This is a genomic window from Erythrobacter sp. JB1-15 (assembly GCF_057365035.1).
In genome coordinates, this window is sequence record NZ_CP200295.1 from 2,284,623 (window position 1) to 2,310,714 (window position 26,092).

19 protein-coding genes and 1 tRNA gene are annotated in these 26,092 nt (G+C 57.3%); 2 read left to right on the forward strand and 18 right to left on the reverse strand.

Annotated features, from left to right (window positions below; all coding sequences use genetic code 11):
- Positions 1-47: 47 nt before the first annotated feature.
- The 7 genes from AC0V6L_RS10975 to infA all read right to left on the reverse strand — a co-directional run bounded on the left by AC0V6L_RS10975 (position 48) and on the right by infA (position 6,100).
- Positions 48-2,924 carry a M16 family metallopeptidase gene (locus AC0V6L_RS10975; protein ID WP_486154298.1) on the reverse strand — a complete coding sequence of 959 codons (2,877 nt, stop codon included), beginning with the start codon at positions 2,922-2,924 and terminating at the stop codon, positions 48-50.
- Positions 2,925-2,987: 63 nt separating this feature from the next.
- On the reverse strand, positions 2,988-3,791 hold the full coding sequence (gene purC, locus AC0V6L_RS10980) for a phosphoribosylaminoimidazolesuccinocarboxamide synthase (protein WP_486150712.1): 804 nt from the start codon (positions 3,789-3,791) through the stop codon (positions 2,988-2,990).
- A 24-nt stretch (positions 3,792-3,815) separates the two neighbouring features.
- A tRNA-Phe gene (locus AC0V6L_RS10985) sits at positions 3,816-3,890 on the reverse strand.
- A gap of 154 nt (positions 3,891-4,044) precedes the next feature.
- A complete protein-coding gene (gene yacG / locus AC0V6L_RS10990) occupies positions 4,045-4,245 on the reverse strand; it encodes a DNA gyrase inhibitor YacG (protein ID WP_486154299.1) in 201 nt (66 codons plus the stop codon).
- Positions 4,242-5,243 (reverse strand): ribonuclease, encoded by a 1,002-nt coding sequence (locus tag AC0V6L_RS10995; RefSeq protein WP_486154300.1) that lies wholly within the window; start codon positions 5,241-5,243, stop codon positions 4,242-4,244. Before AC0V6L_RS10995 ends, yacG begins: the two co-directional genes overlap by 4 nt.
- Positions 5,236-5,823 carry a Maf family protein gene (locus AC0V6L_RS11000; protein ID WP_486154301.1) on the reverse strand — a complete coding sequence of 196 codons (588 nt, stop codon included), beginning with the start codon at positions 5,821-5,823 and terminating at the stop codon, positions 5,236-5,238. The genes AC0V6L_RS10995 and AC0V6L_RS11000 overlap by 8 nt, the downstream gene beginning before the upstream one ends.
- A 19-nt stretch (positions 5,824-5,842) precedes the next feature.
- Entirely contained in the window at positions 5,843-6,100 is a 258-nt protein-coding gene (gene infA, locus AC0V6L_RS11005; protein ID WP_108786584.1) for a translation initiation factor IF-1, read from the reverse strand.
- A 218-nt stretch (positions 6,101-6,318) separates the two neighbouring features.
- Between infA and AC0V6L_RS11010 the strand changes: the two genes are divergently transcribed.
- Positions 6,319-9,180 carry a TonB-dependent receptor gene (locus AC0V6L_RS11010; protein WP_486154302.1) on the forward strand — a complete coding sequence of 954 codons (2,862 nt, stop codon included), beginning with the start codon at positions 6,319-6,321 and terminating at the stop codon, positions 9,178-9,180.
- Between the two features lie 239 nt (positions 9,181-9,419).
- On the opposite strand, the gene AC0V6L_RS11015 is transcribed toward AC0V6L_RS11010, so the two are convergent.
- From AC0V6L_RS11015 to AC0V6L_RS11030, 4 genes are all read right to left on the reverse strand, one after another.
- On the reverse strand, positions 9,420-10,214 hold the full coding sequence (locus AC0V6L_RS11015) for an esterase/lipase family protein (RefSeq protein WP_486154303.1): 795 nt from the start codon (positions 10,212-10,214) through the stop codon (positions 9,420-9,422).
- A gap of 89 nt (positions 10,215-10,303) precedes the next feature.
- Positions 10,304-11,881 carry a WS/DGAT/MGAT family O-acyltransferase gene (locus AC0V6L_RS11020; RefSeq protein WP_486154304.1) on the reverse strand — a complete coding sequence of 526 codons (1,578 nt, stop codon included), beginning with the start codon at positions 11,879-11,881 and terminating at the stop codon, positions 10,304-10,306.
- A gap of 155 nt (positions 11,882-12,036) precedes the next feature.
- On the reverse strand, positions 12,037-12,462 hold the full coding sequence (locus AC0V6L_RS11025) for a DoxX family protein (protein ID WP_486154305.1): 426 nt from the start codon (positions 12,460-12,462) through the stop codon (positions 12,037-12,039).
- A 35-nt stretch (positions 12,463-12,497) separates the two neighbouring features.
- A complete protein-coding gene (locus AC0V6L_RS11030; protein ID WP_486155116.1) occupies positions 12,498-13,685 on the reverse strand; it encodes a BaiN/RdsA family NAD(P)/FAD-dependent oxidoreductase in 1,188 nt (395 codons plus the stop codon).
- Positions 13,686-14,022: 337 nt separating this feature from the next.
- Here AC0V6L_RS11030 and uvrC point away from each other — a divergent pair, with 337 nt between their 5' ends.
- Positions 14,023-15,960: an excinuclease ABC subunit UvrC gene (gene uvrC / locus AC0V6L_RS11035; protein ID WP_486154306.1), complete on the forward strand. Its 1,938-nt coding sequence runs from the start codon at positions 14,023-14,025 to the stop codon at positions 15,958-15,960.
- Between the two features lie 118 nt (positions 15,961-16,078).
- Here the strand turns inward: uvrC and AC0V6L_RS11040 are convergent, their stop codons facing one another.
- The 7 genes from AC0V6L_RS11040 to AC0V6L_RS11070 form a co-directional block, all read right to left on the reverse strand.
- Positions 16,079-17,557 carry a PepSY-associated TM helix domain-containing protein gene (locus tag AC0V6L_RS11040; RefSeq protein WP_486154307.1) on the reverse strand — a complete coding sequence of 493 codons (1,479 nt, stop codon included), beginning with the start codon at positions 17,555-17,557 and terminating at the stop codon, positions 16,079-16,081.
- A 56-nt stretch (positions 17,558-17,613) separates the two neighbouring features.
- Entirely contained in the window at positions 17,614-18,156 is a 543-nt protein-coding gene (locus AC0V6L_RS11045; RefSeq protein ID WP_486154308.1) for a hypothetical protein, read from the reverse strand.
- A 40-nt stretch (positions 18,157-18,196) separates the two neighbouring features.
- A complete protein-coding gene (locus AC0V6L_RS11050) occupies positions 18,197-20,443 on the reverse strand; it encodes a TonB-dependent receptor (RefSeq protein WP_486154309.1) in 2,247 nt (748 codons plus the stop codon).
- Between the two features lie 277 nt (positions 20,444-20,720).
- The gene (locus AC0V6L_RS11055) at positions 20,721-22,217 is read right to left on the reverse strand and encodes a PepSY-associated TM helix domain-containing protein (protein WP_486154310.1); all 1,497 of its coding nucleotides are present in this window, start codon (positions 22,215-22,217) and stop codon (positions 20,721-20,723) included.
- A 1-nt stretch (position 22,218) separates the two neighbouring features.
- Positions 22,219-22,800, reverse strand: coding sequence for a hypothetical protein (locus tag AC0V6L_RS11060; RefSeq protein ID WP_486154311.1), 582 nt, complete (start codon positions 22,798-22,800; stop codon positions 22,219-22,221).
- A 15-nt stretch (positions 22,801-22,815) separates the two neighbouring features.
- Positions 22,816-24,987, reverse strand: a complete 2,172-nt coding sequence (locus tag AC0V6L_RS11065) for a TonB-dependent siderophore receptor (protein ID WP_486154312.1) — start codon at positions 24,985-24,987, stop codon at positions 22,816-22,818.
- A 443-nt stretch (positions 24,988-25,430) separates the two neighbouring features.
- Positions 25,431-26,042 (reverse strand): superoxide dismutase, encoded by a 612-nt coding sequence (locus tag AC0V6L_RS11070; RefSeq protein WP_486150737.1) that lies wholly within the window; start codon positions 26,040-26,042, stop codon positions 25,431-25,433.
- Between the last annotated feature and the right edge of the window lie 50 nt (positions 26,043-26,092).

Here is a 26,092-nt window from a genome sequence, read left to right on the forward strand (position 1 = left end):
GCTGCGTGCGATATAACCCGCCTGCACCCTTACGCAATTGCCAATGCCTATTTGTCCTGAGCTTTCTGAGGCAAGACCACCACTTCGATCGCGTCTTCAGGTGCCAGATATTTGACCGCCATCGCCTGAATATCACCCGGAGTGATCGCCTCCAGCACTTGCGGGTAATCGAAATATCGCTCGATCCGCTCCGGCTGGCTTTGTGCAAAGCGCGCGAGCCCCATCCATCCGCCAAGGCTTTTCAATGCGTTGTCATAGCGTTCTTTGACCGGCTTGCGCGCGCGTTCAAGCGTGTCAGGATCAATCGGAGCGCTGCGCAGATCGGTAAGCAATGCGCCAATCGCCGCGCGCGCCGCGTCGATATTGGCTGCTTCCAGCGAAGAGCCGAGCGCAAATGTGCCGTAATCGCGATAGACCCGGCTAGGGCTGCTGCCGGCCGTGGGGGAATAGGCCTGACCCAATTCTTCGCGCAGACGTTCCTGAAGCTCGATCCGCACCACGCTTGCCAGCAGGCTGAGGCGCACCGTTTCAGCCAGATCGCTATCATCGGTTGTGGGCCACACAATGCGCAGCAAAGCCTGATCCGCTTCGCCCTGATGGGTAAGAGTGCGCGGCGTTCTGTCGGCGGTGAAAGTGCGAATGCGGGCTTCCTCGCGGGGCAGAAACTCCGCCTCTCGCTGGGGCAAAGCGCCAAGCGTTTTGGCGACCGCTGCGATCACAGCATCCTCATCAAAATCGCCGACAATCGAAACTTCGATCGCGCCATTGGCCAGCCTGTCGCCAATCGCTGCGCGCAATTGTTCAAAATCAATCGCGTAATATGCCTCCTTTGCGGGCAGCGCAAAGCGCGGATCAGCATCCGATACAATCCCGCCGATTGCGGTGCTGTAGGCTCTGCCCGGTGTTGAGGTCAGCGTTTCGTAGAAATTGTCGATCCCCTTGCGGAACCGGGTGACGGCTTCGGGCCGATATCCCGGATCGGTCAGCATGGCGGTGATCAGCTGCAATTGCAGTTCAAGATCGCGCGGTGTGGTCCCGCCGCTTAAGGCAAAGCCATTGCCGGTTGCGCTGATATTGCTGCCAACGGATCGGCCTGCCAGAATGGTCGATAATTCATCGCGGCTGTGCTGGCCCAAACCGCCCGCGGCAAGCGAGCTTGTGAGGAAAGTCTTTAGCGGATCGAGCTTGGTATCGAGCAGGCTGCCGCCATCCACCACCGTCAGCACCGATATGCGATCTTCGCGAATGTCGGTTTGTTTAAGGTTCAGCCGCACATTGTTGGCAAACCGGATTTTGCGAATGCCAAGCCGCTCTTCGGCCGTGTCCGCAACGATTGCGCTCGCTTTGCCGAAATCGGTGTAAGCAAATTCTGCCGTGCCGGTGTCTTCGGGCGGGGCAATTGGCAGCGCCATGGCGGCCTTGAATGCACTGCGCAGCGCCTCCTCGCCGCCTTTGGGCGCAGTGCGGCCCTGAAACCGGATCAGCGGGTCAGACAGATCAGCGGCATCAGCCAGCAATGCGGCATAGACTGATTGCGGCGTGATCGCGGGTGCAAGCCGTTCAAATTGCGCGAGCCTGTATGCGGGCGTTGTCGTCACCACATCATCGCCCACGACGCGCAGCGCGCTTCCAGCAAAAGCGGCATTGCTGCGGGTGTCGGCTGATTTCACCGCGTTTTCGGCAGCGGTGCGCCGATTGGCGAGCTGTTCGTCCACTTCGGCCTGGGTAAAGCCATAGGTGAGCGCCTGGTTCACTTCGCGCACGGCGGCAAGCAGGCCTTTCTCCCATTCGCCATCCACGCTGGAAATGCCGATCCCGGTGCTGCGCGCATCTTCGAACACGTCACTGCTGGCAAAGCTGGCCGCGCGAAAGGGTGCATCATCGCCGCGTGCCAGGCGAGTGAGGCGGCGATTGATGATGGCATAGGCGATGGACCTGTGCATGCGCCGGTCGCGATTTGCCTGCGTGTCGGGTTCATCGCGCCACGGGGCCAAGGCAAAGATTGATACGCTTTCTGACAAAGCCGGGTCGATATAGATATCAGCCTCGCCGCCGCGCGCGGGATCGATAGGGCCGCTGATGGGCTGGGGCGGGGCAGGCGGGCCTCGCCAATCGGCGAACCGTTCGCGCAGCTTGGCTTCCATCATTTCGGTCGGATAATCGCCAATGATGATAAGCACTGTGTTGTGAGGCGTATATGTGCGCTCATACAGGGCGCGCAATTGCGCGGCGGTCGCGTTTTCGAGCACCGATAGATCGCCAATCGGCAGCCGGTCGCGGAACCGCGCATCAGGCGCGGTAAAGGCCATGGAATCCTCGGCAGCGCGCTGCTGGAACCCGCGCCTATCGCGCCGTTCGGCCAGAATTACGCCGCGTTCGCGCTCCACTGCATCAGGCGCAATGGTGAGCTCGCTGGCCGTCTCGCGCATCAACATGAGCGCTGTATCGAGCAGCTTTTCCTCATTGCGCGGCAGGTTGAGCATGTAAGTGATCGCCTCAAGCCCGGTTGACGCATTGGTATCCGCGCCAAATTGCAGCCCTTCGCGTTCGAGCAGCTTGATCATTTCGCCTTCGGGGATGTTGGTCGACCCGTTAAACGCCATATGTTCCAGATAATGCGACAATCCGCGTTCGGACGCGGTTTCTTCCAGCGATCCGGACGATATCCGCATCCGCACCAGAGCGGTCCCTTCGGGTGTGGCGTTTTGCCGCAGGATATAGCGCATGCCGTTATCAAGCTGGCCGTAAACATAATCGGGATCGACCGGAATGTCGCTTGCCTCAAACGGCCAGACAGGCTCGCTCGCCTCTGATGGCGCCGCCGCATCTGCGGTGTCCTGCGCCGCCGCAGGATGCATCAAAGCAAAGTTGGGAAGGGCAAGCAAAAGGGCGCAGGAAAGCGCGCGCGGCATCGGAATTTTCAAAGCGGTGGTCTCTCCAAACCTTTAAGTTGAGGGGAGACTAGCGGGTCAAACCTGACTGTCAGCTTATTTCTTTGCAGGCGGCATTCCGCGCAGGCGGGATCGGTGGCTCGACAAGTCGAGCACTTCGCCCGGGCCATTGTCTTCGTTTTGCAGGAGGCCAAGGCGGCGCGCCACTTCGCGGTAGGCTTCCTCTTCGCCGCCCAGATCGCGGCGGAAACGGTCCTTATCCAGCTTTTCGCCCGAATTCATGTCCCACAACCGGCAGCCATCCGGGCTGATTTCATCGGCGAGAATGACGCGGCTGAAATCGCCATCGAACAGCCGTCCAAATTCGAGTTTGAAATCAACCAGCCGGATATCAATCGCGGCAAACATTCCGCACATGAAATCATTGATGCGGATCGCCATTGAAGAAATGTCCTGCATTTCCTCATGGCTGGCCCAGTTGAAACAGGCGATGTGTTCTTCTGCAATCAGCGGATCGCCGAGCGAATCGTCTTTGTAGTAATATTCGATCAAGGTGTGAGGCAGCGGTTCGCCTTCTTCGATGCCCAGCCGTTTGCTGATCGAACCAGCCGCCACATTGCGCACCACCACTTCGATCGGGACAATTTCGACCTGCCGGACCAATTGCTCGCGCATATTGAGGCGGCGGATGAAGTGGGTGGGGATGCCGATATGCGAAAGGCGCGTGAAAACATGTTCGCTGATGCGGTTGTTGATGACGCCTTTGCCGTTGATTGTGCCCTGTTTTTCGGCGTTAAAGGCGGTCGCATCATCCTTGAAATACTGGATGATTGTGCCGGGTTCCGGCCCTTCATACAGGATTTTGGCTTTGCCTTCGTAGATCTGACGGCGACGCGACATGCACAAAACCCTTTATCATACGAATGGTGCCCGGGGGCGGATTTGAACCACCGACACGCGGATTTTCAATCCGCTGCTCTACCCCTGAGCTACCCGGGCATTCGCTGCGGCGACGTTGTTGCTGTGGCCTTTATCGGACAAGCTTTAACGGCGAGCAAATGAAGGCGGCGCTATGACGCGGCGCGCGGCGCTTGGCAAGAGGTTTTAGGGCCTGTTTTTGCAAGTATCCTGCGCCATGCAGCAATTGATCTGTTTAAAACTCGTCTTTCGCATCGCTATCGAGGCCGCGCGCGGCGATTTCAGCCGGGTCAACGGGCGGGCCGGGCACAGCATATCCATTGCCAAACCACTTGGCGAGATCGCCGTCGCGGCAGCGCGCAGAACAAAACGGTTTAAACTCAGCGCTGCGCGGTTTCGATTTGCAAAAGGAGCAGAATTTGGGAGCGGTCTTCATACACCCACAATTTGGGCCTGCGGCGCCTCAAGGGCAAGGCCCGGATCGGTCTCAATCCGCAATTGCTTGCCCGTGCGCCGGGAAAGTTCCTCCAGCCAGTCTGGTTTCAATTTGGCTTTAAGAGCGGGGTGAATGCGCACAAGCAGGATTGGCCCTGTCCCCTGTGCATGCTCGGCCACTCTCATCGCGTACCGTGCGCACAGGCCCGTGCGAGAGGCAGCGAACAGGTGGAGAAGCGAGGGGCCTGTTAGCCGCGTGACAATCTGGACAAAGCCAAATCCGTTCATCGCGGTGCGTTCATGCGGCCAATCGGAAAGCGTTGCGGCGAGCGCCTCATCGACGGCGCGGCGGTCTGCTTTGGCGGTGAGAGTGGGGAAATCAATTCCGATATTCCCGCCAATTTCAAACCACGCGGTCGCGCGGGCTATGGCGGGAATTGCTGCCAGCGCCAATTCGCGCGGGGCCATGTCGCCGTCAATATCGACCAAAGTCATCGCAGGGGTGGGGCTGATGATGATCTGCCCGCCGGGAAATTCAAGGCTGGCGGCCGAGGCTGCGTGCCACACCTCCTCCCACAATCCGGCGGGGAAGCGGGCGACGGGCTTTGCATTTGCCTCGTCAAATCCGGAATTTGTGTCATTTTGAGACAAGTTTGTCCCATTTTGAGACATATCTGTGCGCTCAGCGCGCCCATGCGCCAGTTTGAACCGGCCTCGCTCAGCGATTGCGGCGCGGGTTATGCGCACATTCATTGCGGCGCCTTCGGTCACATCGCTCGGTAAGTGATCGACCAATATCTGGACGCCGTTTTCGGTTTGGGCGGTGCCGCGCCGCGCGCCTTTGGTTTTTGCGATAAGCCGCGCTGTAACCTGATCGCCTGCACGCAAAGCCCCCGGCCAGATCAATCGCGCGCCCAGAACCTGTTCGCCCTTGACCAGCAGCGCGCGCCTCTCGCCGATGCCGCGTTCAACCAGCCACCGGGCATCGGGCCTAGCCAATGGCGAACCCTGCCGATTTCAGCAAAGCGCGCGTTTCGTACAAAGGCAGCCCCATAATGCTGGAATGGCTGCCCCGGATCCACTGGATCAAGCCTTCGGCCGCGCCTTGTATCGCGTATCCGCCCGCTTTGCCGCGCCATTCTTCGCTGGCGAGATAGTGCTCGATTTCCTCAAGGGTCAGGCTTTTGAAACGCACGACATTTTCAGACAATCGCTCTTTCACGCTGCCATCGGGCGCGCGCAGGGCAATGCTGGAATAGACCGTGTGCCGCCGCCCGGATAACAGCTCCAGGCAAGCACGCGCTTCGGCCTCATCCTCGGTTTTTGGCAGGATCCGCCGCCCGCATGCGACCACAGTGTCGCCGGCCAGCACGAACCCGTCTGCCTCCACCGCAACTGCCTTTTCGCGGCCCATGCGCGCGGCGTAATCTTTTGGCAGCTCGCGCAAATGCGGGGTCTCATCAATGTCGGCAGGAACCACGCCATCAGGTGCAATGCCTAGCCTTCCCAGCAGCTCGAGCCGCCGGGGTGATGCAGACGCCAATGTCAGATGCGGTAATGTCAAATTAGGGGAACCCATCGGCCTCGCCCTTGGACTGTTATGCGGGGCCGGGGCCCTGACCGGGACCGCCGCGGCCCGGCATAAAGCGGTACGTGATCCGTGCCTTGGTAAGGTCATACGGGGTCAACTCGCACAGCACTTCATCGCCGACCAGCACGCGAATGCGATTCTTGCGCATTTTGCCTGCGGTGTGGCCCAGCACTTCATGGCCGTTTTCAAGCTCAACCCGGAACATCGCATTGGGCAACAGTTCAACAACGCGCCCGCGCATTTCGAGGAGTTCTTCTTTGGCCATGGATGTCCTTTGTGTCGGCTTTCGAGTGAAATCGGGTGTTCAGGAGGCGCGCTTTAACGAGCGGATGAACAAAAGGGAAGCCTTGTGCGTTGGTGCCTGTGTGGCGGGCCTGCGCGCGCCGCATTGTCGCAGCTTGCCCTTGTTTTCATTAATATGGGTGCAAAGCGATACAATTCAACCGCTTGTCCTTTTATCGGGAATGCTCAAAAGGGCTCTTTATGACCTCTCCTTTCGCTTGCAGCGCAGCTTTTCGGCCGTTTCTTTTGGCTAGCGTGTGTCTTGGCGGTGTCATTTCGGCACCAGCCTTGTCGCAGGATGGTGGCGCTCGCGGGGCAGGCGATGACGACCGTGAGATCATTGTTGAGGGGCAAAGATTGCGCGGGCAATTGGATGTCGAACAGGCCCCTTTGCAAGTGCTCGATGAAGACGATGTCGCGGCCGAGGGTGTCTCCTCCATCACCGATCTCATCGCGCAAATCACGGCCCAATCCGGCTCTGCCAGAGGGCGCGGCGGGGGCGGGCGGCCTGTTATTCTGGTCAATGGTATCAGGGTAGGCTCGTTTCGCCAGCTCGCCGCCTATCCCACCGAAGCGCTGGAGCGGGTGGAAGTCTTCCCCGAAGAAGTCGCGCAAAGGTTTGGCTTTGCGCCTGATCGCCGGGTCATCAATCTGATCCTCAAAGACAACTTCGCCAGCCGCGAGGTGGAATTGGAATTTGAAGGGCCATCGCGCGGCGGGTATTTCGTGAACGAGCAGGAACTGGGATATCTGCGCATATCGCCAGAGGGCCGGTTCAATATCAATCTGGAAGCCAATGACACTTCGCTTTTGACCGAAAGCGAGCGCGATATTATTCAGACAGACGGCTCTACATCCGATCTGACAAGCGATCCTGACCCCGCGCAGTTCCGCAGCCTGATCAGCGATGCGCGCTCGCTTGAAGCCAATATCAGCTGGGCCAAAGCGGTGATTGCAACCGGTACCACGCTTACCGCCAATGTGAATTACGACCGCACCGACACGCGCAGCCTGTCGGGGCTGAATTTCGTTACCTTGACCGATGCCGCAGGCACCAGCGTCAATCGCACCTTTGGCGAAGACAGCCCGTTGGAGCGGCGCACGGCAACCGATGTGGTCTCCGGCTCAGGATCTTTGACCAAGCGCGTGAATGCCTTTCAGCTCACCACCACATTTGATGGATCGCTGACCGAAAGCGAGACCGAAATTGACCGCTTGTTCGACACTAGCGATCTCGCTTTGCGGGCGAGTGCGGGGCTGATCGCGCTGGATGCGCCATTGCCTGTCAATGCCGATAACGGGTTTGATATCGCACGCTCGCGCACTTTGGCCGGCGAAACGCTGACCACTTTGCGCGGGCCGCTTGCTGATTTGCCGGGCGGCGAAGTGCTGGTGACTTTCGATGCCGGATACAGCTGGACGAACCTAACCACTTCGGACACGCGCACTTTGCAAACAGCCGACCTCACACGCGGAGTGGTGACGACAGGGGCAAATATCACGGTCCCGATCACGAGCACGCGCCGGGGCTTTGCCGACGGGTTGGGAAGCTTCACTTTGAACGCGCAGATCGGGCTCGATCATTTGTCGGATTTTGGCACTTTGGGCGATTACACCATCGGCCTCAATTGGAAAGTGACCGATGCGCTGAACCTGTCAGCGACCTATATCGAACGCGAGGTGGCACCGGGCCTGTCCGCGCTTGGCAGCCCCACAATCACGGTTTTCAATGTGCCAGTGTTCGATTTCACCAATGGCGAAACGGTGCTTGCCACTGTGACAAGCGGGGGCAATCCCGGCCTGCTGGCAGAAACACAAGCCGATTGGAAATTTGCCGCGACATGGGAATTTCCATTTTGGGAAAATACAAGTTTTACAGCCGAATATATCCGCAACCGGTCACGCAATGTCACAAGCGCTTTTCCGCAGATCACGCCGGAAATTGAGGCCGCTTTCCCAGGCCGTGTCACGCGCGATGCTGCAGGCGTTCTAACGGCGGTGGATCAACGCCTTGTGACTTTTGCGCAGACACGGGCGGACCGGTTGCAATTCAATCTGCTGACGCGCGGCACTTTTGGCGGCTCATCAAGAGGAGGCGGGGCCGGGAGCGAAGGACGAGGCGCTAGCGGAAGACAGGGCGGCCCGCCTGAGCGGACCGCTGGCGGCAGTGCTCCAACTGCTGCACCGGGCGCGCCTTCCGATGATCGCCGCGCTGCTTTCATGGCGTTTCGCACAAAGGTGTGCGCGGATGATGGCGAGCAATTCCTCGCCAGGCTGATTGCCCGGGTCGAGGCAGGAGAAGACGTCTCCGGCGAATTGCCCGGATTTAACCCGCAGCGATTGCAAGCCATGCTCGAGCGCGCGCGCGATGATAGCGGGGCAATCACGCCCGAACGGATCGGCATGATCCGCGAAAGAATATGCAGCATGGACCCGGCGCAAATGCGGGGCAGGCGTGGAAGTGGGAGCGCAGAAAGCGAGGGCGCAGGCCGGCCCCAAGCGCGCCAAGGCGCTGGCGCTGGTTCTGGCAGAGGCGGCGGCAGCCTGATCGGTGCCGTTTTGGGCAGGCGCGGCGGCGCGCGGCGTGGCTGGCGTTATTTTGCCAGCCTGACGCATACGATTGAACTGCAAAACGACATTCTGATCGCGCCGGGGCTCGATCTGCTGGACCAACTGGACGGCGATGCAACCGGAGCCTTTGGCTTGCCCCGTCACACCAGCCGATTGGAAGGCGGAATGTTCGGCAATGGCATCGGTGCGCGTTTGTCTGCGCGCTATACCGGCAGCACCCGGTTAAACGGAAGCGGCTTGCCGGGCAGTTCTGACCTGATCTTTGATGACCTGGCGACATTCGATCTGCGATTGTTCACCAATTTGGGCCAGTTTCTTGGGCGTGATGAGGGGGCATTGAAAAACCTGCGGCTGTCTTTTCGTGCGGATAACATCTTTGATGCCCGCCGGCAGGTGACCGATGAAAGCGGCGCTACGCCGATCAATTATCAGCCCTTTGTTATTGATCCGACCGGGCGGTTTGTGGGCGTGGATATTCGCAAGCTGTTTTGAGGGTGTTTTTGTTTTGTGTTCGCTGGCGCGCTTTTTTGTCTTTTGTTCGCGTGCGCTCACAGCCGGGCCGCCCCGGCAAGCCTTTGGCGGATGTCAAAGGCGCACCTAACAAAAACTCGGGGCGGTCCGGCCAAGGATCAGGCGGATGCCTGATCCGCACCCAACAAATACTCAGGGCGTTGCGGCATAAGCGAAAGCGAACACCCAACATAACTTACTTTAGCGATTGCTCACCACTATCAATGCAGTTTTGAACGCGGGAACATCCAGCTTTGGTTGAATGTCGGCACGAAGGGTTTCCAATCCCCTTCGGCCTGCGCCAGCCGATCCGCCAGAGCGACCATCACCGATGGATTTACACCCATGCCGCAATGGCTGGCATGAACCTCGATATTCTCGGTCGGATGTGCGCCTTCGGCCTGAAGGCTCGCATGCCAATGCACAATGCCATCTGTTTTGGTGTAAATCGATGTCGTGGGCAGCGGCGGGGCGGTTTCCAGATCGTCAAACCGGCCATCGCGCATCGCTTCGGGTTCTTTGCCGTTCAGCCGCTCAAACAAAGCGCGCGCATGGGTGTGATTGCGATCTGAGGAAATGGGGCTGCCCAAAGTGATGACGCTGCGCACCATATCAGGATGCAGCTTGGCGATTTCTCGGGCGAGCACACCGCCAAGGCTCCAGCCGATGATCGACACTTTGCGGCCTGATGTTTTGAAGAGGCGTTTCAGCTGGCTTTCGAGCTGCGCAACCAGAGCGTTGTCAACGCGGATATTGCGGCCCGCATCCCAGCCATGCGCGTCATATCCCAGCTCTTTCAAAAGGCTGCGCATGGGCATGGTGGAACTGTTCGATGCCATAAATCCGGGCAGACACATCACCGCATGGCCATCACCTTTTGGCAAAGTGGTCAGCATGGGGCGGCTGGCGTAAAACAGGCCCAGCTCAAACATGGCGCGCCCTTCGCTCAGCGTCCAGAAACGGTTGGGCGGCGAGGCCTTGTAATCAGGCTGCTGCGTGAACGGGATGCTTGCCATTGTGCTGTTCTCCTCAGAGGCCCTTGAAGGCTTATGCGACCCGCTCTTGCGGCAGGCTTTTTGCAAAGATTATATGGGTTTATTTAGGCTTATTCAGGTTTTGTTTTTCGTTTCATAGTGGTCGTAGGTTTGCGTTTTGCAGGTTTACGAGCTGCCGGTTTCTTCGCGGCGGATTTGGCTGCGGGTTTCCTTGCAGCAGGCTTTTTCGCTGCTGGTTTTTGGGCGGGCGGTTTTTGGGCGGGCGCTTTGCCAGCAGGCGCGCCCGCGGCTTTCGCCGCAGCCAGCATTTCGTCGAAACTTTCCTGCAGGCATTCTGAGTAAAACTCAGGATCGGGCATGATATCGCGGCATGCGGTGAAGCTTATATAGGCTTCATCGACATAACTTTGAACCACGTGCGCAAGGCCCAGCCCATCGGTTAGACAAATGAGCGAAAGCGCCATCGATTCCATCCGGGCACCAGCCGAATAAATCGGAACCGGCGGTCCGGGCACATTGGTGACAACCGTGTTGAACGGCATCAAAGTGCGATGGGCAAGGCTGACGCGGTTAAACAATTGCGCGCCTAGGGCCATATACAACAGCGGGTTGACCTTGCTGACTTCTGTCATGGTGCGCGCGCCGATGGCGTTGGTCATCGCTTTGGAGTTTTTGGTCCGTTTGAAGACAAACTCCAGCCGTTCAGCCGGATCTGCTATCTGCGATCCCAGCGGCGCGATCATCGCGGCGACCTGATTGCCCATATCGCTTTTCTCATCGGCAGATCGCACCGAAATGGGCGCCATTGCCGTCATCGAGGATTTGGGCAGATCATCCTTCGCGCTTAAATACTTGTGCAGCGCGCCGCCGACAATCGCCAGCGCCACATCGTTCACCTTTGCTTCTGGCTGAAGCGCACGGATCGCTTTGATATCGGCTAGCGGGAAACTGCGCCCTTCAACCACGCGGTGGGGCGAAATGGAGCGGTTGAAGCGCGTGCGCGGCGGCACATAATCGCTGTTCAGTTTGAACTGGCGTGTGACCAACCCCTTGATCGCGCTGGCGATACCGGGAACGGCCTGAGCTGCGACCTGCGCCTGTTTAACCGGGTTCACGATGGCGTTGAGATAGGATTTGCCAAGCAATTCAACTGGACCCGGTATCTTTTCCGGCTTCCACTCATCAGAGGAATTGGGCGGGGCAGTGCTGGGCGTGGCGGTGTGGATTGCCTCCATCAGATCGATCCCGCTCATCCCGTCAATCGCGGAGTGGTGGATTTTGGTGACAAAACCAAAACAGCCGGGCGGATAACCGCGCACGTTGTCCAGCCCTTCGATCACGGTAAATTCCCATGGCGGACGGTTCAAATCCATCGGCCGCGCGTGGATGCGGGCGGTCTGGATGCACAATTGCCGCCAATCGCCTGGTTTTGGCAAAGCGACATGGCGCACATGGTATTCAAGGTCAAAATTGGGATCTTCGATCCAATAGGGATAATCGAGATCAAACGGGACGCGCACAAGGCGTTGACGCATCGTTTTGGACAGGTGCAGTCGGTCGCGGAAGAAGTCGAGAATGTCTTTAAAGCGGACAAAACCGCCTGGCGCCGTTTCCGGATTGTAGATCAGCAGATTGCCGATATGCATCGGCGAATTGGGGGATTCCAACGCGACAAACGAGGAATCCATACCCTGCAATTGCTGCAAACGGGCCTCCTGTTAAAGCATCCTCCAAAACGGCTTGTTTTCAAGCTCTGTAAGGTGAGGTAGGCACGTTTTGGGATCAAGGCAAGCTGACGTAGGCGGTAAGTGTTGTTCTGGGACGGGCCTGTGTTGTAATTTAATTACACACCTTTAGCGGCCTTACTGTCCGAAACCCACCATTGCCGCAGCGTCAATGCGCGTTTGCTCGATACGCCTGCCAGCACCATTAGCCCGGCCAATATCCCTAGGTTTTTGACGAAATTCTGCGTTTCGCGCGGGGCCATATCCTCGCCCATGGTCCAGAAATCGTGCAGCATGAAATTCACCAGCAAAATGTAGATGACGCAGCCAAAAGCCACCAAACGCACATGCCGGCCTGCAATAAGAGCAAGGCCGCCTGCGATATTCACAAACGCGGAAAACCACATCAGCGGGGCGGCAAAGGGGATCGAATGGCTTTCCATGTAAGCGATGGTTTGCGCTGGTCCTGCGGCTTTCATCAGACCGGGAAAGAGGAAGTAAAGCCCCAGCAAAATGCGGCCTATGGTAAAAGTCAGATTGCGCATGAAATCAGCTCTCTCGTTTGTGATGTGTCGTATTTTTACAATTGAGAGCCGGGCAACATGCTGTCGCCGCAAGCGACCCCGCTCGCCCAGGCCCATTGGAAATTGTATCCGCCCAGCCAGCCTGTCACATCCACCGCTTCGCCGATAGCATAAAGGCCGGGCATGCGTTTGGCTTCCATCGTCTGGCTCGACAATTCGGCGGTGGAAATGCCGCCTATGGTGACCTCGGCTTTGGCGAAGCCTTCGGTGCCGCTGGGTGAAAAGCGCCAATTGGCGAGCTGTTCGCCCGCTGCGCGCAGGGCCTTATCGGGCACGTTGCCAAGCTCGCGTTCTATGCCCAGTCTATCCGCCAACGCATCCGCGAGCCGATCGGGCAAATGTTCGCGCAGCGCTGCCTTAATGCTGGCGCGCGGGCGGTCGCGTTTCATATCGAGCAGCCAGTCGGCATCGTTTTGCGGCAGAAAAGTGATGCCAATATCTTCGCCATGCCGCCAATATGAGGAAACCTGCAGGATCGCTGGCCCGGAAAGCCCCCTGTGAGTGAAAAGCGCTGCTTCATCGAAACTGGCTTTGCCGCTGCGAGCGGTCACGGGGGCAGAAACGCCGGATAGCTCGCGAAACAGCACATCGTCCCCGCCAAGCGTTAAAGGCACTAGGGCAGGGCGCGGCTCAACCACTTTCAGGCCGAACTGGCGCGCAAGATCATAAGCGTATCCGCTCGCGCCCATTTTCGGGATCGAAGGTCCGCCTGTGGCGATTACGAGGTTAGGAGCGGTAAAGCTTCGACCGCGCGCGGATACGGCGAACGCGCCGCTGTCGTGAACAACGGTTTCGCAGTCCGCGCCGCAGATCACATCCACACTGTCCGGGCATTCCTCGAGCAGCATTTGAACGATCTGCTTGGCTGAGCCGTCGCAGAACAATTGCCCCAGCGTCTTTTCATGCCAGGCAATCGCGTGCGCATCGACCAGATCGATAAAGTCCTGCGGCGTGTAGCGGGCGAGGGCGGATTTGGCGAAATGCGGATTGGCGGACAGGAAATTGGCAGGGCCCGCATTCACATTTGTAAAATTGCAGCGCCCGCCGCCGGAAATCAGGATCTTCTTGCCCGGTTTCTCCGCCTTTTCCAGCACCGCCACGCGCAGCCCGCGCCGGCCCGCGCGGCCTGCGCACATCAGGCCCGCAGCCCCTGCGCCCAGAATGATCACATCATATTGTTCCATCAAGCTGGCGATAGAGAGCCTCGTGCGGATTGCCAATCGCGCAGGGCAATCCCTATCCTAGGTCCTGTTGACACACTCTATGCGGTCACGGCGCCCCAAGAATTGGTCAGATAAAGGAGCGAGGACGAAGGACATGCCGTTGCATATTCAAGGACGAGCGACGCTTAGCTGGCCAATTCTTGGGGCGTCCCTTCGGGATTTGACCCAAATTCGCCTTCACAGCGTTGCTGCCGCTTGAAAGTGCGATGCACTTCCTGCACGTCAGCGCCTCGTGAGATGCGAATTTGGCCTCAAACCATGATCCGCATAGAATGTGTCAACAGGACCTAAGCAGCCGATGGCGAAAGCAGGCACTCCCCACAGTCCCGATGGTGCTGCGCGTTTTGATGAGACGCGCGCAGCAGAGACGGTCTCGCGCGCGCAGCCCAATCTGGAGGCGGGTGTTGATGCCATTCGCGAGGTCGTCAAAACGCTCAAACCCATTCCCGGCGTCTACCGGATGTGCGATGCGCGCGGCGATGTGCTTTATGTGGGTAAAGCGCGCAGCCTGAAAGCGCGGGTCGCCAATTACACGCAGACCAACGGGCTGACCCAGCGGATTTTGCGGATGATCTCGCAATGCCGCAGCATGGAGATCGTCACCACCAATTCCGAAGCCGAAGCGCTGCTTTTGGAAGCGCAATTGATCAAGCGTTTCCGCCCGCCCTTCAATGTGCTTTTGCGCGATGACAAGAGCTTTCCCTTCATCCTGCTGCGCGCCGATCATGCGTTTCCGCGCATCCACAAACATCGCGGCGCGCGCCGGGCGAAAGGCAATTATTACGGACCCTTTGCCAGCGCGGGTAGTGTCAACACCACGCTTAATGCGCTGCAGAAACTGTTCCTCTTAAGGTCTTGCACAGACAGCTTTTTCAACAATCGCGACCGACCTTGTTTGCTCTATCAGATCAAGCGCTGCTCGGCCCCGTGCGTCAATCGTATTGATGAGGCGGATTACGAAAAGCTGGTCAAACAGGCCAAGGATTTCCTCGCCGGGAAATCGTCCCAAGTGCAGGCCGATCTTGAAAAGCAAATGGCCAAGGCGGCAGAAGATCTCGACTTTGAAACCGCCGCTATCCTGCGCGACAGGCTGCGGGCGGCGACCTTTATTCAAGGGTCACAGGCGATCAACGCCAAGCATCTGGGCGATGCCGATATCTTCGCTCTGGCCAGCAAAGGCGGGCATGTCGGGGTGCAGGCATTCTTTATCAGGGGCGGGCAAAACTGGGGGCACCGCGCGTTCTTTCCGAGCCACACAAAGGATGTGGACGAGGATCAGGTGCTCGCCAATGTCATGCTGCAATTCTACGAAGAAGTGCCGCCGCCCGCGACCGTTCTGCTTGACCGCGAATTGCCGGAAAGCGAGCTGATCGAGGCGGCCTTGTCCGAAGTGGCGGAGCGCAAAGTGACCCTGTCGGTCCCCCAACGCGGCGACCGGCGCAAATTGCTCGGACAGGCGCAGCGCAATGCGGTCGAAGCATTGGAGCGGCGGCTGGCGGAAACAGGCACCAAAGCCAAAGTCCACCGCGAGCTGGCTGAATTTCTCGAACTGCCCGAACCGCCGCAGCGGATTGAGGCTTACGATAACAGCCATATTCAGGGGGCCAAGGCGGTGGGCGCGATGGTGGTCGCCTCACCCGAAGGCTTTGAAAAATCGCAATACCGCAAGTTCAACATCAAGACCGCGCAAACCAATGATGATTTTGCAATGATGCGCGAGGTGTTTGAGCGCCGTTTTACCCGCGCGATGAAAGATGATCCCGACCGCGAGCGTGCAGGGGTTTGGCCTGATCTGGTGCTGGTTGATGGCGGCAAGGGGCAGCTATCGGCGGTTATGGAGGTCTTGGGCGAACTCGGGATCGAAGACCTGCCCGTCATCGGCATCGCCAAAGGGCCGCATCATGGCCGTGAAGGGCGCGAAGTGTTCCATTTCCCTGACGGCCGCGAAAAGATGCTGCCGACCAACTCGCCCGTATTGTTCTACGCCCAGCGCCTGCGCGATGAGGTCCACCGATATGTCATCGGCGCGCACCGGGCCAAACGCTCCAAAGCGATCACCGCATCCCCTCTCGATGAAATCCCCGGCATCGGCCCGGCGAGAAAACGCGCATTGCTGCTGCATTTCGGAACGGCGAGCAAAGTCCGCGCCGCCGCGCTTGAAGATCTGCAGCGCGCGCCGGGCGTGAGCGATAAGGTCGCGCGGCAGATTTATGACTTTTACCACGCGGGCGGGTGAGGGGAGAATGCGCTCGCGGCCCGAACACCAGCTATAAGCGCAAAGCGCCTTGCCTGCCAAAAGCGGACGCGGTTTGCGCTGGCTCGAATTGGCAGGACGTGGGGGTAAAAGCGGAAGTTCAGTTCGTCGGCAAAGAAATGCGCTCACGTGCAGCTTTTACCGTTTCTGCTCCAGACAGCCGTTTCGCGCAGATCACCAATCCGGCGGCAGTTGCTACGAGCAAGACGTTGGTAACAATAGAAACAGTTCCCATCGACGCCCTCATCGAGACATTAGTTATCATTGCTACCACGAGCATTGCAGCGCTTAAGAACCAACCAATCCGGACAACTCTAATCGGGTTCTTCGCGAGATAGATCGCAGCTAAACCAGCGGCCCAAACACCCAAGCCAATTGGAGCAATGGGCAGACTGAGGCCGCTTGTCCCCAGGACGGCTCCCAATGCCAAAGCCAGAGTCAGCCCGGTTGTCATGCCGCGCCATGCCGCCTCCGATTTAGGCTTTGGCTGGCCTTGTTGAATCTTGCGTTTGAACCAGATCATCATGCCGCTGCTGGTGATATAGGTAAGGCCCAGCGCCAGAACGAAGTAGAAGAACTTGATCGGGTAACCGCCAAAAGTGCCGTAATGCAACGGTTGCACCGCTCCGAATATGCGCGCACCAACCTCTGAACCCTTACCGCCGAACTTTTCCAAAAACTCACCATCATTGCGATAGATGTCAGAAGAGCGGGTCGAAAGAATGCCCTCTTCGCCATAAATCACGGACGTGGTGCTGCCGCTATCTTTGGGATTGCTCGCAACCATGAGCGCGAATGTTCGCCCCTCTTGATCGGAATTGCGGAGCATAGCCGCATAGTCTGGCGACCTTTCCATAGCCGGCGCGTCTAAGATTGGCTGCGGGCCGTTGATGGCGCTGATAGCCTCTTCAGTGTCGCCTTCGAACGCTATGAATGCCAGCGCTGACACGGTGATCCCGGCGACCCCCAGAAAGGCTCCGGTGAAGGTCAGAACCAAGTGATACGGCAGCCCCCAAACGCTCAATCTGTTGTGAATGTCGGTCCACGCGAGCCGCGCATTGCGGTCCAGCCTCAGTTTGAAGGCATCTTTGAAGATCGTTGGGTGAGCAAAGATACCGGACAGTATGAGCGTGAACATGACAACGCCCACAAGACCGACGAGGTAACGCCCCCAAGGGCTCGGCAAATGCAGCACGGTGTGCAGGTCTTCGATGAAATGCGCGTAGGGTGCATCGATCTGATCGAGCAATTCACCCGTGTTCGGTTCGACGATCCACTCCGCCGACTGCAAAGGGCTTTCACGATCTGGCCGCTGGTTCAGCCTCACCGTGGTATAGGGTTTAAACTCGTCTGGCGCGTATAGAATTACGTTGAGTATCCCATTGCCTGGCTCCAGCCGAGCCTCTGCATTCTCCGCTGCTTTCGCCGCGACTTCAGGCGTGACGGATTGCGATGTAACGACGCCGCGATTTTCCCAGAGCGAAATCTCTGGAACGAATAGCGTGAAAGCGCCTGTCACGCTGACAATGTAGATCAGCGCTGCAAGGCCCAGTCCGAGCACAGAATGAGAGTCGATCATTCGGCGGACGAACGAGCTCTGCTTCGAGGCTTCTGCGGTGATTGGCTGCTCTGCATTCATAACAGATAGAATATCCCAAACGAAACGAGAGAAAGCGCGATTGGAACCGCAACGACGCGCCAAAGCTTAGGATCGACAGTCGCGTGCAATGCGCCAATCGACCAAAAGAGCGGCGAGGACAGTCCGCCGATAAAGAGCCGGGTGAGTTCGGTAGTCCAAGGCTTGGTGGCAATAAGAAGGCTAAGCCCCAGCGAAGCGATCAAATAGAGTGGCCCTGCTGAAAGTAGCTTCACTGCGAGGCGCATTTTCGAATTGCTTGGCGGCGTTGGCATCCGTCTGCCCTGACGCGGGACACGGTCATGACCAATCGCTTTTGCGCGAAAGAATGGGTGCAAAATGAAAAGATAGGCAACAACGGACACGGCCGTCAGCGCCCAAGTCACTCCAAGCTCAGTGCCCAGCGCCAAGGTCATGATCCAAGCAGATGCCAGCATCAGCGCCAAAGCAGCGATTGTGAGCGGCAACAGGCCGCGTTGCTGACCGAGCCTGAGCGCCCAAATCGCTGCCAGTTGGGCCGTTATTCCACCAACAATCAGCATGCAATAGGCCGCTCCACACGCGAGGTGGGGTTGCGCTGCATCAGAAACGCGCCGTTAGCACGATGCCATATTCTCGAGGCGGACCGAGCCGCAAAAACCGGCCGTTCGATAGCCCGCCTCGCCCATCATTGGTGAGATAGTCGTTATCAAAGAGGTTCGATACGTAGAGTTTGACGCCGTAAGTGTCCGCCTCATAGCCGCCGGATAGATCAACCAGCGTTCTGTTATCCAGCGTCACATCGTTTTGCACCGAAGAGAAGCTCTCGCCTTGATAGCTCACACTTCCGGCAAGGTAGATGTTGTCGTTGAAGAAATGCCTGCCGCCGAATGCGAAACTGAAGTCTGGAGAGAAAGCGAATGTGTTGCCGGTAAGATCGCCTTCAGTGCCGCTTACGAAATCGGTAAACTTGGTTTCTGACAGGCCAATGTTAGCAAACAAAGTTGTTTGGCCATTGGGCCGGTAACTCAATTCCAGCTCACCGCCATAAATCTCGGACTCGCCAGCATTCTCGACAGTGCAATTGGTGACGCTGCCACCTTCGCAGATAGTAACCTGCTGACTGCTCCAATCCCCGTAATAGGCGTTTGCGTTGAGAAACAGCTGATTTGGCACCAGCTCAGTCCTTAGCGACAGCTCAAAATTGTCGAGAAATTCCGGGTCAAAATCACTCTGGACGCCAGCGAGGTTTACCTCACTTCCACCGGCTCTGTATCCGCGTTTGTAGAAGGCGCTGAGCGATACATAGTCGCTCAGACGATGCGTAAGACCAAACTGCGGGAGGAACGCATCGTAAGTCGTTTGGGTCGCCGGAAAATTACTCGGAGCAAGCTGTGCTGCCAAGATAGCGTTTACCTGCGCAACACCTGCTTGAACAAATTGTCCAGAACCAGGTTGGAGCATATCCGCCAAGGCTCCTGCGGCAGCTGGGTCCGGCAATTCACTGCCAGGAGCCAGGCTGTTATTGGTGTTTGAAAGCGCATTTTGGCGCTCATTGTCGTAGCGCAGGCCGCCAGAGACAATCCAATTGTCCGCAAATTCAAAATCCCATTCAGTGAAGAAGGCATAGTTGCGAGTGTCCCCTTGGAACGGAACGTCAGCGAGAATTTCGAGAACGGCAGGATAAAATGGCAGCAGCGCATCAGGAACACCGACTTGCGCTGGCAAGATGTTGACCAATCCACTTGTGAAATTGTCGATTTCGACCTCGGTGTAATAGCCACCAAAGACACCGTTCAAACGATCCGACTGATAAGTGAAGCGCAGTTCTTGAGACCAGTTTTGATCTCTTGCAGTGCGTCCGCGAAATGCGTTTCCACCTTCTGGACCTTCGTCATCATCGTCGAAGCGTTCGTAGTCGCCTTCAAGATAGGCGGTCACAGATCGCACCGACCAATTCTCATCGAAGTCATAGTTGATATCGACCGATGCGGTATAGCCTTCGTAGTCTTCAAAGGCGCGCAAATTTGCGCTGCTGATGCGGCTATCGATCGGTTGCAGGTCGCCGCGAAAGATGTCCTGACCGCGCTCTGTGCGAGCATACTGGCCCGTCACATTAATGGTCAGCCCATCCGCTGGTTCGAAAAACAGCTTGCCGCGCAGGTTGACGTTCTCGCGCGCATCGAAGTTTTCGACCGGAATCGTGACGTTAGAGATAAAGCCATCGGTTTCCTCGTACTCGCCTGACAGACGAAACGCAGCATTGTCAGCCAATGGAACGTTGATGAGTGCAGATGCTGATAGCTTGTTGGGGTTGCCATACTCAAGACGTGCGGCTGCTTCGAACTCATCAGGATTGGCGCGGTTGGTGTTGACCGCCAGCGCTCCGACCAAAGCGTTGCGCCCGACATTGGTGGATTGCGGGCCGCGCAGGACCTCTACGCTGGAAACATCCCATAGGTCTTTTGGGAGGAAGCGAGTGGCGAAGCCGGTGAGCGCAACGCCATCCACGTAGAGACTGGCAAGCTCGCCGCTTCCCCCGCCAGTTGATGCCGAGTTTTGAGTGATCCCGCGAATGCCGAAGTTCTCGCCTCCAGCAAAGTCAAACGCGTTGGCGGTAAGGTTCAGAACATCTTCAATATCGAGCAGGTTCTGCGCTTCAATTGTCTCCTCACTGATGACCGCAATGCTTTCTTTAGTGTCTTGCAGTGTCCGTTCAATTTTTTGGGCGGTTACGATGATCTCACCGGTCAGTTCAGCGTCTGCATCGCCATCAATATCAGCCTGCGCCAAAGCCGGTGAGCCCGCCAGCGCGAGGGCAGAAGAAGCAAGCAGCAGATTGATTTTCATAGAATGTGACCCCAAGGACGAATCATAAGTGCGAATGATTCTGATAATCACTCGCATTAGTGGCTTGTATGATGACGGTCAAACGCCTTCCAGTCAGCTTGCGCTCAGCTATTGCGTGGGACGCGTCAATTGAACGCCTGAGCTTGCTGCTGATAGCTCACCTTGATTTGCTTCAAGAGTATCGGGTCGCTCTGCGCTAGGGTAAGCTGTGGCGAGTAAATGGAGAGCCTTTGTGCTGCCAGACCAAAGCCGGCTCAAACTTTTAGAACCGTTTTCATCATTTGGCCGACGGTGCTGCGGCTTCGCCTGCCAGTGAATGGCCACGGGGTCGGTTCTTGCGCGCGTTCAAGCTCCACCAGCCCAATCCCGCAGCCAAGACAGCGCCCAATAGCGAGATGCTAAGGCCAGCATTGGAAAAGGCACTCATGCCATATCGTCCAGTGTAAATGGCGAGCACTAAGACCAAGCTCGTCAGCATAAATGTGCGACCAAATGTTTGCGTTTTTTCGCGTCCGATAAAACCTGCAATGATCAGGGTAGCGAGAAGGCCTATCCAGAAGATGGCCACCAAACCTCCACTGCTCGAACCCGTTAGCGCCGCTGCAAGAGTTGCGGCGAGCATTGCAGGAGTGCCCCAAATGAGACCTGTCCAAACCGCAGCGAGTTTCGGCGCTGGCCTGCCGTTCGCTTCACGTTTTGCAAAGTAAATGCTCAAGCCGCTGGCTATAATCACGCAAAGGCCCACGCCGAAAATCAGATAGGCCAACTTAACCAGCAACCCGCCCCAATTGCCGAAATGCACATTGTAAACGGCCCCAGTGATCTGCTGGCCAACCGTTCCGTCGGATATTCCAACATTCCCCTCATAGTCTCCCTCTGAGGTGAAATTGTAGTACTCACCAAAGATCAAACGATCACGGTGCTCCGCGATTATGGAACTGTGTTGTCCCGCCGTCCCTGGGTCGTGCAAGATGAAATAGGTGACATCGAGATCGGGAAATTCGCGCGCCATATATGTCAAAGGCGTGCTTATCGTTGCCACCTCGGCAGGGGCCGAGTTCTCTTCCGGCTCAGTACCAAAGACTGGATTGAAGACGGCGCCAGTGTCATTGTTGAAGCCAGCCGCAGCAATGGCGAAAGCCAAAATGCTGGCGAGGCCAAGTATGGCGCCCGTTAGAGCATTGGATAGATGGAACGGCAGCGTCCAAACACTCAGACGATTATGCAGATCAACAGTCGTTAGACGCCCCGCACCCCTGCGGAATGTAAACGCGTCACGAAAGATGCGCGGGTGAGCCAGCAAGCCCGAAAACGACATTGCGATGAGCATCGCGCCCAATGCTCCCACGACGGTGAGGCCAAGGATTTGCGGCAAGTGCAAATAATAGTGCAGGTCGAGCAGGAACTGCGTCCAAGGAAACGCCTCCTTCGCAGCGATCGTGCCGTCGGGCGCAGCGAAGAACGCCTGCGTATCCGTTGTGATGACCGTGCGCGGCAAATCCGCCTGCGGGAAGTTCACATAAAGGTGCGTCGTCGGCGTTTCTTCGCTTCTGAACACCGCCAGCGCCGCCATTTCAGCCGCCTTTGGAGAGATGCTCTCCATCTCTGGCACGTTCGGCTGTTCCCAACGCTGAAATTCATGATTGAACACCGAAAGGGTGCCGGTGACGGCAAGGATGTAAATCAGCCCGCCAAAGATAACCGCGATCAGGCTGTGCGCCTCAAGCGACTTTGCCACGCGCGTTGCCGATGCTTTTGAGTTTGACGCTGACATCTCAGCCGCCCCCTTGCATAGTTACAAGTATGATCGCCGCCGAGATACAGGCGAGCCCAAGCAGCACGGCTGCCCGCAAAAACGTGCTCGTCGAATAGCCGATGAAAGTCGCAAGCCCCGCCCAAGCCATCGGGAAGGCAAACATCGAAATTGTGAGATTGGCCGTGTGCTCCAATCCCGTAGCACGGCCAGCCATGAACATGGCCGTGCAGCTCGCAAGGGCAGCAATCAGGGCAAGGATTGCAATCGCAAGGATTGATGCCGTGATGGACAATCCCTCATGCCAGACACTGGCTTGCCCGCTTTGCTGTGGCTGGCGAGGTGTGATCGTGCGGCGCGTCTTTACCGGCGCTTTGATCGCGGCTGCGATAATCGCGATCAAAGCGACCAGTATGACCGCGACAACACCCAAGGCTGGTCCCTTGTCGACGCCGCTGGTCTGGCTCCATGCGATGATCGAGCCTAAGATCAGCACCCATCCGGCCACCACGAGCGGCCAACTGCGCGCCTTGCGCTGCCATGCGAAATAGAGCGAGCAAACGCCCATCGCCGCCAGCGCCAATCCCAGGATTTGCCAGATCAACACAATGCGAGCCCCTTAGAAGCGGACGCCAGCGCGGATCTGGATTGTGCGCCCTTCGCCGGGGAAACAGTCTCCGCGCGACAGGCAGGTGCCGTAAAACTCGCTGTCAAAGATGTTTCGCGCATTCAGCGTGATGGAGTACCGATCAAAGCTGTAGCCGATCAAACCATCGAAGACGGTGTAGCCATCGGTTTCAATCAAGACCGGCGTCGGCGCAAAACCGTTGGCGGCAAGAAAAGCTGTGCCGCTGCTTTCATTGCCCTCGGCGTAGCGGATGCCAGCGCCGATAACCAACCCATCCAGTTGCTCTGACGAAGGCTTCCATGCGATCCAGGCCGAACCCTGCACTTCCGGCACACTTGGGAAGCGAACGCCGTCTGGGTCTTGCGTATCAATGATGCTGAAGGCTGCGTCGATCGACACATCCCCGATGGCGGTCGTAGCCTCAATTTCGAAGCCACTGATTTTCGCAACTCCTTCCTGCTGCGAGGAGGCGTTGGGCAAGGCCGCCGGGTTGGGCAGATTGGATTGTTCAATGTCGAAATATGCAGCCGTGATGTAAGTGCGCGTTCCGCGCGGTTGGAACTTCACCCCGACTTCGATCTGCTTACCTTCCTGCGGCAGCAAGGGCTCGTTGGTGACCGTGTCATTGCCAACCACGGCCTGAAAGCTCTCGGCATAACTGACATAAGGATTGAGGCCGATATCGGTCTTGTAGAGCGCGCCAAAACTCAGGCTAGTGGCATCATCATCTTGTGTGGTGGTGCCGTTACCAGTTTCCAACTCATCAAATCGAACGCCTGCATTCAGGACGAGATTCCCGACGGTCATCTGATTGTTGATGTAGTATCCGACCGTATCGATCTCATTTACGCTTCTCGCCCGCGCTGCCTCAAACAGGGCATCACCGGGGATTTCCGACCCATCATAAACCGGGTTGAAGACGTTGAAGGTGGTCGGCTGCGCATAGAGAAACGCAGCATCCAGCAGGGTGTCAATTGTCTGGTAGTTGATGCCTGCGAGCACCTCATGCTCAATCGCACCGGTTGAGAATTGAGCGCGGAAGCGTCCGTCTATCGCGAACTGATCAGAGCTTGCAGGGGCGTCATACCAACTGCGTCCGACCGCCGTGCCATCAGCCAATACTCGCGGAGTGCCATCGCCAAGGAACGACACCCATGTCTGGCTGTAATCGGCGCTGTTGTCGCGGTAACGAGCGGTCGCTTCGAACCCGATGGCGTCGCTGAATTGGTGTTGGAGAAACCCGGTGAGCGAGAAGCTTTCGCTATCGTAGCGATTGAAAGCCGGTTCCCCTACGTAAAGCGACGCGCCAACTTCCTCTGTAATACCACCAGAGCAAATGTTGGGTTCGGAAACCGCGACATCGCTGCTGGCGCATGCTGTCACTGCCAAGGGCAAAAACTGATGCGCTGTGTCGCTTTCCCGGTCCGTGTAGTTGGCTAGAACTGTAAGCGCAGTTTGGCCGTTATCGAAAGTGATCGACGGCGCGATGATAAATGCGTCGTCATTCACGAAATCAACCTGCGTATCGGCATCGCGGTAAAGCGTGACAAGCCGACCGGTGAGCGTTCCATCACCGGAGAGATCGACACCGATATCGGCAGAAACTTGCGCGCGGTCGAATGTGCCGTACTCAACGAACACTTCGCTGCCGATATTGTCAGGCCCAGCACGCTTGCTCACCGTGTTGAGGATACCGCCAGGCGATCCTTGGCCATAGAGAACGGACGCTGGTCCCTTGAGGACTTCGACTTGTTCAAGCGTATAAATGTCAGAGCGGGCGTTGTTGTAGAAACCAAACAGCACCTGGATGTTGTCGAGATATTCAGGGACATCGAGACCTCGAACCCGTGGGAAGTCTCCCCGAGTCGAGAAGCCAAATGTGTCGCCAACCACACCAGCGGTGTAATTCAATGTGTCATCAAGGGTGAGCGCGCCACGCTCGCGCCATGCATCATTGGTGATTACCGATACCGAGCGAGAGGTTTCTAGGATTGGCGTTTCAGACTTTGTTGCGCCAAATGTGGAAACCTCACCGGTGACAATGATCGTGCCTTCGTCTTCGGATGAACCTGCATCCTGCGCTTCTTGCGCATGGGCGCTGGTGGCGACGCAAGTGGACGCCAATAATACTAATTTTAGCGGCGTGGTGTTTGGTTTGAGCAAGTGATGACCCCTTCTGCATTCGAACGCTGAGCCTCTTGATAGAGTTGCTCTTGCGAGTCAATTGCAAAAAGGCCGTTCTGTGTGCGTGCTATTCTTGTCAGCACAATGGGAATTCGCCTTCCCAAAGAGCAGCATGGGGCCGGAATCCCTTATGGCTCACACCGCTCCCGCTAAGTTGCGAGGCCAAGGGTCGACATCGACTTCAATCGACAGGCGAAAATGGGTGTTTCGTGGCGGCAGCAATTGAGTCGCTTGCAGTCATTACGGTTTGATTTGCAAAGCGACTGCTGTCTCGGTGTTCATTCCCCAAACCGGAAAGTCGCAGCTCCACTCAAGTCCAGCCAATCAACATGCATGTTTCTTGAGACAAAGCTCTCTGCCCAACAAAAAAGCCGGCTCGCTAGCTATGCGAACCGGCCTTTTTGCATTGCGATTTTAGTCGCTTACTTCGGATAGGTCCAAGCGCTGCCGCGGGCGAGGTTTTCGCTGGCGAAGGCCCAGTTCAATTTGTTGTCGACCACGGCGTCCAGATAAGCGGGGCGCTTGTTCTGGTGGTCGAGGTAATAGGCGTGCTCCCACACATCCACGGTCAAAAGCGGGTTGAAATCGCTATCAGCCAGAGTGTCGCCATCGTGGGTTTCTTCGATGGACAGCTTGCCGTCTTTTTCAGCGAGCCAGACCCAGCCGCTGGCGAAGTGGCCCGCGCCGCGATCTTTGAGTTGCTTTTTCAGCTCGTCAACAGAACCGAAAGCTTCGTCGATTTTCGCTTTCAGATCATCTGACGGCGCGGTTTCTTCGGCGGCCATGGAATTCCAGTAAAAGGCGTGGTTCCAGCTTTGCGCGGCGTTGTTGAACAGGCCCTGATTGCTGCCGCGAGCAGCAGCGACAATGTCTTCCATCGCGGCATCGGCGTGATCGGTGCCTTCGATGGCTGCGTTCATCTTGTCGATATAGGCCTGGTGGTGCTTGCCATGGTGGAATGACAGCGTTTCGGCCGAAATGGCCGGGGCCAAAGCGGTGTCGGAATAGGGAAGGTCGATTACTTGATAAGCCATGTGGGTGCCCTCTGTTTGAAAATCTCGTGGTTCATATGGGTTCAATGCGC